At 60.7% G+C, this 13,556-nt stretch carries 12 protein-coding genes; 9 read left to right on the forward strand and 3 right to left on the reverse strand.

The genetic code is table 11. The annotated features are described in order from the left end of the window. A complete protein-coding gene (gene rimB, locus ACEN2T_RS16515; RefSeq protein WP_032884940.1) occupies positions 1-483 on the forward strand; it encodes a retropepsin-like aspartic endopeptidase RimB in 483 nt (160 codons plus the stop codon). Further along, complete coding sequence (gene rimK / locus ACEN2T_RS16520) at positions 480-1,385, forward strand: 30S ribosomal protein S6--L-glutamate ligase (protein WP_003171022.1); 906 nt, start codon at positions 480-482, stop codon at positions 1,383-1,385. Before rimB ends, rimK begins: the two co-directional genes overlap by 4 nt. A 140-nt stretch (positions 1,386-1,525) precedes the next feature. Here rimK and ACEN2T_RS16525 read toward each other — a convergent pair whose 3' ends face one another. Both ACEN2T_RS16525 and ompR read right to left on the reverse strand, forming a co-directional pair. After that, the gene (locus ACEN2T_RS16525; protein ID WP_032884939.1) at positions 1,526-2,839 is read right to left on the reverse strand and encodes an ATP-binding protein; all 1,314 of its coding nucleotides are present in this window, start codon (positions 2,837-2,839) and stop codon (positions 1,526-1,528) included. Between the two features lie 116 nt (positions 2,840-2,955). Next, entirely contained in the window at positions 2,956-3,696 is a 741-nt protein-coding gene (gene ompR / locus ACEN2T_RS16530) for an osmolarity response regulator transcription factor OmpR (protein WP_015373500.1), read from the reverse strand. Positions 3,697-4,052: 356 nt separating this feature from the next. Here ompR and ACEN2T_RS16535 point away from each other — a divergent pair, with 356 nt between their 5' ends. The 7 genes from ACEN2T_RS16535 (at position 4,053) to tauD (ending at position 12,272) form a co-directional block, all read left to right on the forward strand. Beyond that, positions 4,053-6,389 (forward strand): Tex family protein, encoded by a 2,337-nt coding sequence (locus tag ACEN2T_RS16535; protein ID WP_095186289.1) that lies wholly within the window; start codon positions 4,053-4,055, stop codon positions 6,387-6,389. Beyond that, a complete protein-coding gene (locus tag ACEN2T_RS16540; protein ID WP_050442803.1) occupies positions 6,389-6,772 on the forward strand; it encodes a PaaI family thioesterase in 384 nt (127 codons plus the stop codon). The genes ACEN2T_RS16535 and ACEN2T_RS16540 overlap by 1 nt, the downstream gene beginning before the upstream one ends. A gap of 214 nt (positions 6,773-6,986) precedes the next feature. Further along, a complete protein-coding gene (gene gshA, locus ACEN2T_RS16545; RefSeq protein ID WP_095186290.1) occupies positions 6,987-8,570 on the forward strand; it encodes a glutamate--cysteine ligase in 1,584 nt (527 codons plus the stop codon). Between the two features lie 250 nt (positions 8,571-8,820). Beyond that, the gene (tauA, locus tag ACEN2T_RS16550) at positions 8,821-9,798 is read left to right on the forward strand and encodes a taurine ABC transporter substrate-binding protein (RefSeq protein ID WP_095186291.1); all 978 of its coding nucleotides are present in this window, start codon (positions 8,821-8,823) and stop codon (positions 9,796-9,798) included. A 13-nt stretch (positions 9,799-9,811) separates the two neighbouring features. Then, the gene (gene tauB, locus ACEN2T_RS16555) at positions 9,812-10,591 is read left to right on the forward strand and encodes a taurine ABC transporter ATP-binding subunit (protein ID WP_032884932.1); all 780 of its coding nucleotides are present in this window, start codon (positions 9,812-9,814) and stop codon (positions 10,589-10,591) included. Continuing rightward, entirely contained in the window at positions 10,588-11,424 is an 837-nt protein-coding gene (gene tauC / locus ACEN2T_RS16560) for a taurine ABC transporter permease TauC (protein WP_032884931.1), read from the forward strand. The genes tauB and tauC overlap by 4 nt, the downstream gene beginning before the upstream one ends. An 11-nt stretch (positions 11,425-11,435) precedes the next feature. Beyond that, a complete protein-coding gene (tauD, locus tag ACEN2T_RS16565) occupies positions 11,436-12,272 on the forward strand; it encodes a taurine dioxygenase (protein ID WP_442117019.1) in 837 nt (278 codons plus the stop codon). A 65-nt stretch (positions 12,273-12,337) separates the two neighbouring features. Here the strand turns inward: tauD and mgrA are convergent, their stop codons facing one another. Then, on the reverse strand, positions 12,338-13,375 hold the full coding sequence (gene mgrA, locus ACEN2T_RS16570; protein WP_032884927.1) for an L-glyceraldehyde 3-phosphate reductase: 1,038 nt from the start codon (positions 13,373-13,375) through the stop codon (positions 12,338-12,340). Between the last annotated feature and the right edge of the window lie 181 nt (positions 13,376-13,556).

Here is a 13,556-nt window from a genome sequence, read left to right on the forward strand (position 1 = left end):
TTGAAGACATTTGACCATTTGACCGTTGTGGGTCTGCGTGAGTGGGTGGCACTTCCCGACTTGGGAGTGGCAGGCCTGCGCGCGAAGATCGACACAGGTGCCAGCACCTCAAGCCTGCACGCCACCGATATCGAACCCTTTGAGCGCGACGGTGAGAAGTGGGTGCGCTTCACTGCGCATCTGGGCAGTGTTGTGCAACTGCGCCACCGCCGCTGCGAAGCGCCCCTGGTGACGATGAAAACCATCAAGAGCTCCAACGGCCATGCGCAGGTGCGCTATGTGATCAGCACCACCCTGGCGTTGGGTGATCGGGTATGGCGGGTGGAGTTCACCCTGGCCTGCCGCAAGGCTATGCGTTACCGCTTGCTGCTGGGTTCCAAGGCGCTGATTGACGGCCAGTTGGTGGTCAACCCCGGCATCAAGTACGTTCAAGACAAGCCGGTGTTCCCGGTCTCTACTATTTCTGCCCCAGGTGCTGCATGAAGATTGCTGTGCTGTCGCGAAACCCGCGTCTGTATTCCACCCGCCGCCTGGTCGAGGCCGGCACCGAACGTGGCCACGAAATGGTGGTGATCGACACGTTGCGTGCCTATATGAACATTGCCAGCCACAAGCCGCAGATCCATTACCGAGGCAAACCGCTGGAAGGCTTTGATGCCGTAATCCCGCGGATCGGCGCTTCGGTGACGTTTTATGGCTGCGCGGTGCTGCGCCAATTCGAGATGATGGGGGTGTTCCCCTTGAACGAGTCCGTGGCCATTGCGCGCTCGCGGGACAAATTACGTTCGCTGCAACTGCTGTCGCGCCGGGGGATCGGCCTGCCGGTCACCGGGTTTGCCCACTCACCCGATGACATCCCGGACCTGATCGAGATGGTCAACGGCGCGCCACTGGTAATCAAGGTACTGGAAGGCACACAGGGCATTGGCGTAGTGCTGTGTGAAACCGCAACCGCGGCGGAGTCGGTGATCGAGGCATTCATGGGCCTCAAGCAGAACATCATGGTGCAGGAATACATCAAGGAGGCAGGGGGTGCGGATATCCGCTGCTTCGTGGTGGGCGACAAGGTAATTGCGGCGATGAAGCGCCAGGCCAAACCTGGAGAGTTTCGCTCCAACCTGCACCGCGGCGGCAGTGCCAGCCTGATCAAGATCACCCCTGAGGAGCGCATGACCGCGCTGCGGGCGGCCAAGGTGATGGGGTTGGCCGTGGCGGGGGTAGATATCCTGCGTTCGAACCACGGGCCGCTGGTGATGGAAGTCAATTCATCTCCGGGCCTGGAAGGTATCGAAACCACCACTGGCAAAGATGTGGCGGGGATCATCATTCAGCATCTAGAGAAGAATGGTGGGCCGAATATGACCAGGACCAAGGGCAAGGGCTGATAAAACGCAGTCTGTGGCACACGTAAACCAAATGTGGGAGGGGGCTTGCTCCCGATAGCGGTGGATCAGCCAGCTTATTGGTAGCTGACCCACTGCAATCGGGAGCAAGCCCCCTCCCACATTTTGATCTGCGTTGTTTGTTAGACCGCGTCTCTGGGCAACATCAAGCCCAACGGCAAACGCACCCGCGCCTCAAGGCCGCCGCCTTCGCGATTACGCAACTCAACATTGCCACCATGCATCGAGGCAATTCGTCGCACGATTGCCAGCCCAAGCCCCGTGCCTTTGCCACCGCGTGCACGGTCCCCACGAGTAAACGGGTTGAAGATGCCCTCCAGTTCCGCCGGGTCGATCCCCGTGCCACGGTCCATCACACTCAGCACCACATAAGGTGCGGCGCTGTCGCCCGAAACGTACGCCGCCACTTCCACATCAGAGCCGGCGTGATGCAAGGCGTTGCCAATCAAATTGTTCAACAGGCGCTTCATCGACACACGTCGCAACGCAAACGGCTGGATCGGCTCAAGGCGCATCCGAACCTGTTCGCCGTTCTGGTTATAGGGCGCAACCACCTCGCGCACCAAATCCGTCAGGTCGACTTCCTCAACCACCTCATCGCGGCCATCGCGGATAAACGCCAGAAACTGATCGAGAATCGCGTCCATGTCCTCGATATCGCGGACCATGTCGTCGGTCAGATCGGTATGGTTGTCCATCAACTCCAGGGACAGTCGCAAGCGTGTCAGCGGCGTGCGCAGGTCGTGAGAGACACCGGCCAGCATCAACTCGCGTTCGCGCCCGGCCTGTTCGACATCCTCCGCCATCTGGTTGAACGCGCCGTACACCTCGGTCATTTCACTCGGTGTATCGCTGACCGGCAGGCGCACGCTGCGCCCCTGACCCAATTGCCGGGCGGCGAACACCAATCGTTTAAGGGGTTGGTTGAGCTGGCGCACAAAGATCCACGCGGATGCTGTGGAAAGCAGCCCGATCGCCAAGAACCAGCCCAGCACGTTCCAGATCTTCTGCCCCCGCAAAGGATGAGGGTACAGCGGCACTTTCAGCCAGTCCTCACCCAGGCTCGGCGCACGTACCCACAATGCAGGAGACACATGCATACGCAGCCGTACTTCGGTGTCTTCACCCAGTTCGGCCTGCATTTGGCGCTGGTAAATCTCGCTATAAGGCCAATGTTGCTCGCCTTCCGGCACACCTGCACCCGCCACGCGTACCAGAGTGGCGGCCTTGGCAATCTTCTCGCGGTTCTCGGGATCGGCGGCCCAATAGGCGCGCAGCGTCAAAGCCACACCGTGGCTGTACTGTCGATCCACCAGCACATCTTCGTTCATCAGCAGATAAACCAGCGTGAGCGCTTTGGAAAACAGAACGACGATCAGCACCAGCCAAAGGGTGCGGGAGAAGAAACTTTGTGGGAACCACAGCGGGGTTTTCATAGATGAAAGCTGGACACCTTGCAGGAACGAGCGGCGCTCGCAGAATTGCAGACGCCGGGCATCCCGTCGACCCTCATGGAGTCAAACGCCAGGATGCCCGCCCTGCAAATCATCGATCACTTGGTTGCGGTGCCATCCGGCACAAACACATAACCCACGCCCCAGACAGTCTGGATATAACGTGGCTTGGAAGGGTCCGGCTCGATCATCCGGCGCAGACGGGAAATTTGCACGTCAATGGAGCGCTCCAGGGCGTCCCATTCACGACCACGAGCCAGGTTCATCAGCTTGTCGCGTGTCAGCGGCTGGCGAGCGTTCATCACCAGCGCCTTGAGCACGGCGAATTCGCCGGTGGTGAGCATGTGCACTTCATCGCCGCGCTTGAGTTCGCGGGTCGCCAGCGACAGTTCGTAGTCGCCGAAGGTAACGCTTTCGTCTTCGCTGCCTGGCGCGCCCGGTACTGGCGGTGCCTGACGGCGCAATACGGCTTTGACCCGCGCCATCAACTCATCCGGATTGAAGGGTTTGGCCAGGTAGTCATCGGCGCCCAGTTCAAGGCCCTTGATGCGGCTCAGCTCATCGCCCTTGGCGGTGAGCATGATGATTGGAATCTGATTGTTCGCGCCGCGCAGGCGTTTGCATGCGGTCAGGCCATCTTCGCCGGGCAGCATCAGGTCGAGTACGACCAGGTTGAATACTTCGCGCCCCAGGAGGCGATCCATCTGCTCGGTGTTCGGCACCGCGCGGGCACGGTAGCCCTTGGAATTGAAGAAACGCTCCAGCAGGCTGCTCAGCCCTGGATCGTCATCAACGATGAGAATTTTTTCGCCTTCAGCAGTTTGTGCAGTGCTGCTCATTAGATGCTCCTCTTATCTCGGCGCGCATTATGGCGTAGCTGTCGTTATACGCACCGTGTGCATTGTTAGCAGATTTTTCCTCAACTGCCAGCAAACCCGCGCCCTACAACCACCCGCGCAGTAGCCCTCAAGGACAAAACGCTGGTTATAATGCGGCGCCCTCATACAGGGCGACGTCAGATCGTTACCTTTTTACTGCCAAGCTTTTTTACCCGCTTGTCGCGATTTTTCCGATTTCGAGGGTCAATAGGCTGCCTCTTGACCCAGGCAGCGGCGCCAGTCGGGCCGCTCAACCAGCTGCGCAAGGCCTTGTTTTCCGGGCCTGCAAGCTGCTTCTAAGAATTTCAGGTGGTTTTATGGACAGCATCAACAGCCGCATCGCCGAGGAACTCGGTGTACGCCCACAACAGGTCGAAGCGGCCGTCGCTCTACTGGATGAAGGCTCCACGGTGCCCTTCATCGCCCGTTACCGAAAAGAAGTGACAGGCAGCCTCGACGACATCCAACTGCGTCACCTGGAAGAGCGCCTGCGCTACCTGCGAGAACTCGACGAACGGCGTATCAGCATCCTCGCCAGCATCGAGGAACAGGGCAAGCTGACCCCGCAGCTTGAGCGCGACATCAAGCTCGCCGACACCAAAACCCGCCTCGAAGACCTTTACCTGCCCTACAAACAAAAGCGCCGCACCAAGGGCCAGATCGCCCTCGAAGCCGGCCTGGGCGAACTGGCCGACGGCCTGTTCAACGACCCGTCGCTGACCCCGGACACCGAAGCCGCGCGCTTCGTCAATGCTGAAAAAGGCGTTGCCGATGTCAAGGCAGCCCTCGAAGGCGCCAAGTACATCCTCATGGAGCGCTTCGCCGAAAACGCCAGCCTTCTGGAAAAGCTGCGTACCTACCTCAAGCAGGAAGCCATCATCAGCGCTCGCGTCATCGCCGGCAAAGAGGAAGAAGGCGCCAAATTCCGCGATTACTTCGAACACGACGAACCGCTCAAGAGCATGCCGTCCCACCGTGCACTGGCGATTTTCCGTGGCCGCAACGAAGGCATTCTCAGCTCCGCACTCAAAGTCGGCGACGAGCTGCCGGGCACCATGCACCCGTGCGAAGGCATGATCGGTCAACAATTCGGCATCCAGAATCAGAATCGTCCTGCTGATAAGTGGCTCGGTGAAGTAGTGCGCTGGACCTGGAAGGTCAAGCTCTACACCCACCTGGAAACCGACCTGCTGGGCGAATTGCGCGACGGTGCCGAAACCGAAGCGATCAACGTCTTCGCCCACAACCTGCACGACCTACTGCTGGCCGCACCAGCCGGCCCGCGCGCCACCCTGGGCCTCGACCCGGGCCTGCGCACCGGCTGCAAGGTCGCCGTGGTCGATGCCACCGGCAAGCTGCTGGACCACGCAACCGTGTACCCGCACGTGCCGCATAACAAGTGGGACCAGACCCTCGCGATTCTGGCCGCCCTGTGCGCCAAGCATTCGGTGGACCTGATCGCCATCGGCAACGGCACCGCCAGCCGTGAAACCGACAAGCTTGCCGCCGAACTGATCAAAAAATACCCAGCCATGAAGATGACCAAGGTCATGGTCTCCGAGGCGGGCGCTTCGGTGTACTCGGCGTCGGAACTGGCTTCCAAGGAATTCCCGGACCTCGACGTGTCGATCCGTGGCGCGGTATCCATCGCCCGTCGCCTGCAGGATCCGCTGGCCGAACTGGTGAAGATTGACCCTAAATCCATCGGTGTCGGCCAGTACCAGCACGACGTGTCACAGCTGAAGCTGGCGCGTGGCCTGGATGCGGTGGTGGAAGACTGCGTGAACAAGGTTGGCGTGGATGTAAACACTGCCTCGGTCGCGCTGTTGGCCCGTATCTCCGGCCTGAACACCACGCTGGCGCAGAATATCGTCACTCACCGAGACGAAAACGGCGCGTTCAAAACCCGCGCCGCGTTGAAAAAGGTCGCTCGACTGGGCGAGAAAACCTTCGAGCAAGCCGCCGGTTTCCTACGCGTAATGAACGGTGACAACCCGCTGGATTCCTCGGCCGTTCACCCGGAAGCGTATCCGCTGGTGCAACGCATCGCCGCCGAGACCGACCGCGACATCCGTTCGCTGATCGGTGACGCTGCGTTCCTCAAGCGCCTGGACCCGAAGAAGTACACCGACGAAACGTTCGGCGTACCGACCATCACCGACATCCTGCAAGAGCTTGAAAAGCCTGGCCGCGACCCACGTCCTGAGTTCAAGACCGCCGAGTTCCAGGACGGCGTCGAAGACCTCAAGGACCTGGAGCTGGGCATGATCCTGGAGGGTGTGGTGACCAACGTGACCAACTTTGGCGCGTTTGTGGACATCGGCGTGCATCAGGATGGTTTGGTGCATATCTCCGCACTTTCGGAGAAGTTCATTAAAGACCCACGTGAAGCGGTGAAAGCCGGTGATGTGGTCAAGGTCAAGGTCATGGAAGTCGACATCCCGCGCAAACGCGTTGGTCTGTCTATGCGTATGAGCGACACCCCCGGCGAGAAAATCGACGGTGCCCGTGGCGCACGCCCAGGCTCGGCGCCGCGCCAGTCGCAGAACCGTTCCGAAAGCAGTCAACCGCGCAAGGAAACCGCAACCGCAGCGCCAAGCAACAATGCCATGGCCTCGCTGTTCGCCAACGCCAAGCAGTTGAAGAAACGTTGATGGAAATCCCGGCCGGTTTGACTCAGAGCGCCTTCAGCGAACTGATCGGCTGCCGCCTGCAACGCCTGGAAGAAGGCGTTGCCGAGGTGGCCCTGACCCTGGAGCCGCACCTGCGCAACCGCGCGGGCAAGCTCCATGGCGGGGCGATTTTCAGCCTGGTAGACATCACCATGGGGCTGGCCTGTTCCAGTTCCCATGGTTTCGACCAGCAGAGCGCGACCATCGAGTGCAAGATCAACTACATCCGCGCCGTGGAAGACGGGGATGTGCTGTGCACCAGCCGTGTGATTCACGCCGGCCGGCGCACCCTGGTGGTCGAAGCCGATGTGTATCAGGAGGAACGACTTGTCGCAAAAGCACAGGGCACCTTCGCTGTCCTATAGCTCACCACCCACGATTTGAGTTAATTTCGGCGCTGCGATAACGGCGTCGGAATTTTCCTGCTGCGCTATGGCCCAATTCATGGAGTGAAGTAGGCTTTTTTACCGCGGGTCAAATCGACTCACAACCAGGCGATCACGCCAGTTTTAACTTCACCCTTGTAGACCGTCCTGCCCACCCCCATATTGGGGCGACTGACGCGTGAAGGAATCCAACTTGAGCGAACTTCTCAACCGCCGCCTGGCTCTGCTCGGCAAGCGCGAACACCTCTCCCTGCTAGAGCAGTGCCTGCATGGCATCGAGCGTGAGTGCCTACGTGTCACGGGTGAAGGTCGCCTGGCGCAAACGCCGCACCCGGAAGCCCTGGGCGCCGCGTTGACCCACGAACAGATCACCACCGACTACTCGGAATCGCTGCTGGAGTTCATCACCCCAGCCCTGCCCAACCCGGCCGATACCCTGAGCAGCCTGGACAAGATCCACCGCTTTGCCTACACCAAGCTGGGCAGCGAATACCTGTGGAGCCCCTCGATGCCGTGTCCGTTGCCGGCCGAGGAAGATATTCCGATTGCCTACTACGGCACCTCCAATATCGGACAGCTCAAGTACGTGTACCGCAAGGGCCTGGCCCTGCGTTACGGCAAGACCATGCAGTGCATCGCCGGCATCCACTACAACTTTTCCCTGCCGGAACAGTTGTGGCCGTTGCTCAAGGAAACTGAAGGGTTCGTCGGCACCGACCGCGACTATCAGTCCACGGCTTACATCGCGCTGATCCGCAACTTCCGCCGTTACAGCTGGCTGCTGATGTACCTGTTCGGTGCCTCACCGGCCCTGGACGCGGGTTTCCTGCGCGGTCGCTCGCACCAGCTGGAAGTGCTCGACGCCGACACCCTCTACCTGCCCTACGCCACCAGCCTGCGCATGAGTGACCTGGGTTACCAGAGCAACGCCCAGGCCGGCCTGACGCCGTGCTACAACGACTTGGCGAGCTACACCGACAGCCTGCGCGAAGCGGTGGCAACACCCTACGCGCCTTACGTCGAAATCGGCACGCACAAGGACGGTGAGTGGGTACAGCTCAACACCAACATCCTGCAGATCGAAAACGAGTACTACTCCAACATCCGCCCCAAGCGCGTGACCTACACCGGTGAACGACCAATCCAGGCGCTGGTGGCACGCGGCATTCAGTACATCGAAGTGCGTTGCCTGGACATCAACCCGTTCTTGCCGATGGGCATCGACCTGCCCGAGTCGCGCTTCCTCGACGCGTTCCTGCTGTACTGCGCGCTGAACGACAGCCCGTTGTTCGCCAACAACGCGTGCGGCAATGCCACCGCTAACTTCCTCAGCGTGGTCAAGGAAGGTCGTCGTCCGGGCCTGCAATTGCAGCGCGACGGCGCGCCGGTGGACATGAAGGAATGGGCCACCGAGCTGTTGGAGAAGATTGCACCGTTGGCCGCCCTGCTCGATCAGAGCCATGGCATCAGCGAGCACAGCCAGGCGCTGGACGCCCAGCTTGCTAAGGTCAACGACCCATCGCTGACCCCTTCGGCGCAGGTACTGGCCGCGATGGCCGAGCGCAAAGAGAGTTTCGCGCAGTTCTCCCTGCATCAGAGCGAGTTGCATGCCGAGTATTTCCGCCGTGAGCCGTTGCCCGCAGAAGAGCAGGCGCGCTTTGAGGACCTGGCGCGCAAATCGCTGGCGCAACAGGCGGAACTGGAGCAGAACGAAGTGGGCGATTTTGATGTGTTTGTGGGGTCGTACCAGGCGAGCATTCTCGCCATCAGTAACTAACTGAAGCCGGACCCGGCTCAAAATGTGGGAGGGGGCTTGCCCCCGATAGCAGAGCGTCAGTCACCCATCAGTGGCTGAGCTACCGCCATCGTGGGCAAGCCCCCTCCCACATTTGCCCTCATCAAGCTCAAGACTTGCTTCAACCTTTCCCCACATAAGCTAATTCGAAAATGTTATTTATTTTCGGATTCTTAGATCATTTAGTCTCCTCTCACGCCGACCCTCGGCCGCCTGATTGAGGAGCTTCCCCTTGAAACTTTTAACCCCCCTGCGCCTCTTGGCGGCGTTGTCCCTGGCCGGTGCCAGCCTGTTTGCCCAGGCGGCTGATGTGACCATCGCTTACCAGACCACCGTGGATCCGGCCAAAGTCGCCCAGGCCGACGGTGCGTATGAAAAAGCCACCAACGCCAAAATTGATTGGCGCAAATTCGACAATGGCGCCGACATCATTGCCGCCATCGCCTCCGGTGACGTGCAGATCGGCTACCTCGGTTCCAGCCCGCTGACCGCGGCGATCACCCGCAAAGTGCCAGTGGAAACCTTCCTCGTCGCCACCCAGATTGGCGGGGCCGAAGCCCTGGTGGCGCGCAACGGTTCGGGGATCAACAGCCCCCAGGACCTGATCGGCAAAAAGATCGCCGTGCCCTTCGTCTCCACTGGCCACTACAGCCTGCTGGCCGCACTCAAGCACTGGAACATCGACCCGTCGAAAGTGACCATCCTCAACCTCGCGCCACCGGCGATCATCGCGGCCTGGAAGCGCGGTGACATCGACGCCACTTACGTGTGGGATCCCGCGCTGGGCGTGGCCAAGGAAAACGGCAAAGTGCTGATCACCTCTGGCGAGCTGGCCAAGTTCGGCGCGCCAACGTTCGATGCGTGGATCGTGCGTAAGGATTTTGCCGAGAAGCACCCGGAAATCGTCACGGCCTTCGCCAAAGTCACTCTGGATGCCTACGCCGCCTACCGCAAAGACCCACAAGCCTGGCTCGCCGACAAAGGCAACGTCGACAAGCTGGTGAAGCTATCCGGCGCTAAGGCCAGCGATATCCCGCTGTTGTTGCAAGGCAACGTCTACCCGCTGGCCGCTGACCAAGTGACCCTGCTGGGCGCCCCGACTACCAAGGCCGTGACCGATACGGCTGCGTTCCTCAAGGAACAAGGCAAGGTCGACGCCGTGCTGCCGGACTACGCGCCTTACGTCAGCGCCAAGTTCATTACTAACTGAGGAGTTCATCGCGATGGCCTTGCTACAACTGGAGCGCATCAGCGCACAGTACCCAGGCGCCCCGGAACCGGTACTGGCGGATATTTCACTCGACCTTGGGCCCCAGCAATTGCTGGTGGCCCTCGGGCCGTCCGGCAGTGGCAAGACCTCGCTGTTGAACCTGATTGCCGGTTTTGTCGAACCTTCTGCCGGGCGCATTACCCTTGATGGCGTGCCGGTCAAAGGCCCCAGCGCCGAGCGTGGTGTGGTATTCCAGGACGATGCGTTGCTGCCCTGGCAGGATGTGTTGGCCAATGTCGGCTTCGGCCTCGAATTGGCCGGCGTACCCAAGGCGCAACGTGAAGTACGTGCCAGGGAAATGCTCGCGCTGGTGGACCTGGCGGGTTTCGACAGCCGCCGTATCTGGCAGCTCTCCGGCGGCCAGAAGCAACGCGTCGGCTTGGCGCGCGCCTTGGCGGCAGACCCGCGTGTGCTGCTGATGGACGAACCCTTCGGCGCCCTCGATGCCTTCACCCGCGAACAGATGCAGGAGTTGTTGCTGCAAGTCTGGCGCCGCACGGCCAAGCCTGTGTTCCTGATTACCCATGACATCGAAGAAGCCGTGTTCCTCGCCACTGATTTGATCCTGCTGGCGCCCAACCCAGGCCAGATCGTGGAACGCCTGCACCTGGACTTCGGCCAACGCTATGCGGCGGGTGAATCGGCGCGGGCGATCAAGTCCGACCCGCGCTTTATCGAGACCCGCGAACACGTGCTGGGCAAAGTGTTCTCCCAACGGCAGGTGTCCGCATGAGCAGCTACGAACTTCCCGCCACCGCCGCCAAGCCGGTGACGCACGCGGTCATTGCGGTGCGCCGCAGCTTAAGCACACGCTGGATCAGCCTGCTGACACTGGCCGCGCTCCTGGCAATTTGGTGGGGGGTGACCGCCACCGGCTTGATCGAACCGCTGTTCCTGCCACCGCCGTCCGCTGTGCTGCAAAAAGGCTGGTTGCTCGCGACCACGGGCTATATGGACTCCACTCTGTGGCAACACCTGGGCGCGAGCCTCAGCCGTATCGGCCTGGGCCTGGGCTTCGCGGTGCTGACCGCCGTGCCGGTGGGCATCGCCATCGGTTCCAATCGCATTGCCCGAGGCATTCTCGACCCGCTGATCGAGTTCTACCGACCGATTCCACCTTTGGCCTACCTGCCGCTGATTGTGATTTGGTGCGGCATCGGTGAGCTGTCTAAAGTGCTGCTGATTTACCTCGCGATCTTCGCACCGATTGCCATCGCCACCGCGACCGGCGTACGCACCGTCGACCCGGCCAAATTGCGCGCCGCGCAGTCGTTGGGCGCCACCCGCGCCCAGCTGATTCGCCATGTGATCCTGCCAAGCGCCCTGCCTGACATCCTCACCGGCGTGCGCATCGGACTGGGTGTGGGCTGGTCGACCTTGGTCGCTGCCGAGCTGATCGCGGCCACCAGCGGCCTGGGCTTTATGGTGCAGTCGGCGGCGCAGTTCCTGGTCACCGATGTGGTGGTGCTGGGGATCCTGGTGATCGCTCTGATCGCCTTCGCCATGGAAATGGGCCTGCGTGCCCTGCAGCGTAAGTTAGTGCCTTGGCATGGCCAGGCACATTGAGTGAGAACCGCATGAGCAACCTGACCGTTACCCCATTGAGCACTGCCTTGGGCGCCCAGATCAGTAGCGTCGATATTACCCAGCCGCTGAGCGCCGAACACCGCGATGCCATCGAGCAGGCGTTACTCAGCCACTCGGTGCTGTTCTTCCGTGGCCAGCCGATCACCCCGCAGCAACAAGCGCGGTTCGCCGCGAATTTTGGCGACCTGCATATTCATCCGATCTACCCCAACGTGCCGGAACAGCCCGAAGTGCTGATCCTCGACACCGCCGTCACCGACGTGCGCGACAACGCCGTGTGGCACACCGACGTGACCTTCCTGCCCACCCCGGCGCTCGGCGCGGTACTTAGCGCCAAGCTGTTGCCGGCGTTTGGTGGCGATACGTTGTGGGCCAGTGGTATTGCGGCGTATGAGGCGTTGTCCGAGCCGCTTAAGGCGTTGCTCAACGGCCTCACCGCCACCCACGATGTCACTAAGTCTTTTCCGCTGGAGCGCTTCGGCAACACCGCAGAAGACCTGTTGCGCTGGGAAGAAACCCGTAGGAAGAACCCGCCGCTGTCGCACCCGGTGGTGCGCACGCATCCGGTGAGCGGGCGTAAGTCGCTGTTTGTCAGTGAGGGGTTTACCACCAGGATCAATGAGCTTGAGCCCGCAGAGAGCGAAGCGATCCTGAAGCTGCTGTTTGCCCATGCGACACGACCGGAATTCACTATCCGCTGGCGCTGGCAGGAAAACGACGTGGCGTTCTGGGACAACCGCGTGACCCAGCACTACGCGGTGGATGACTACCGGCCGCAGCGGCGGGTGATGCATCGGGCAACGATTCTTGGGGACGTGCCGTTCTAAACCACACTGCACATCAAATGTAGGAGGGGGCTTGCCCCCTCCCACATTGACCGAGTCATACCAAATTATTCAGCGGTCGATGGCTTTTCCCACAGGTTAATCCCGCCTTCCTGCGCAAACCGATCAATCTCCGCCAGTTCTTCCGCAGTGAAGCTCAAGTTCTTCAACGCTCCGACGTTCTCGATAATCTGCTCCGGCCGGCTCGCGCCGATCAGCGCACTGGTGACCCGTGGATCACGCAGCGTCCACGCCAGTGCCAGCTGCGCCAGGCTCTGACCACGGCGCTGGGCGATTTCGTTCAGCGCACGCACATGGGCGATGTTGGCGTCGGACAAGTGTTTGGCCTGCAACGAACCACCGCCCGGGCGATTGACCCGTGCATCAGCCGGCACACCGTTGAGGTACTTGTCGGTCAACAAACCCTGAGCCAGTGGCGTAAAAGCGATCACGCCGGCGCCGAGTTCCTCGGTGGTGTCGAGCAGGTCTTTTTCCACCCAGCGGTTGAGCAGGTTGTAGGCCGGCTGGTGGATCAGCAGCGGTACCTTCCACTCCTTGAGCAGCGCAGCGATTTCGCGAGTCTTCACGCCGGAATACGACGAAATGCCGATGTACAACGCCTTGCCTTGTTGCACGGCGGTGGCGAGGGCGCTGGCGGTTTCTTCAAGCGGGGTGTCGGCGTCAAAGCGGTGGGAATAGAAAATATCCACATAGTCGACGCCCAAGCGCTGCAGGCTTTGGTCCAGGCTGGCCAGCACGTATTTGCGCGAACCGCCGCCCTGGCCGTAAGGGCCGGGCCACATGTCCCAACCGGCCTTGCTGGAGATAATCAATTCGTCGCGGTACTGCTTGAAGTCTTCACGCAGCAAACGACCGAAATTGATCTCGGCGCTGCCGTAGGGCGGGCCGTAGTTATTAGCCAGGTCGAAGTGGTTGATACCCAGATCGAACGCCGTGCGCAACAGGGCGCGCTGGGTGTCGATCGGGGTGCTGTCGCCAAAGTTGTGCCACAGCCCCAGGGACAGTGCAGGCAGCACCAATCCACTGCGGCCTACGCGGCGATACGGAATAGATTCATAGCGGTTTTCGGCAGCAATGTACGTCATCGAATCCTCTCTGGGTCTAGGGCAAATAAGGCCTGGGAATAAGGTTATTCCCAGGCCTTTTAACCAGCTGAATCGCTTAAGTCTGCCCTTTCGTTGTACAGCAAAGTCCTACGCCAGAGGAACGATAAGACTCATAAAAAACTGCAATTTCACGCAAGCCAACGTCACCGCCGGCCTGCGC

Origin of the sequence: Pseudomonas sp. W22_MBD1_FP4 (assembly GCF_052113765.1) — a bacterium.
Classification (GTDB): domain Bacteria; phylum Pseudomonadota; class Gammaproteobacteria; order Pseudomonadales; family Pseudomonadaceae; genus Aquipseudomonas; species Aquipseudomonas sivasensis.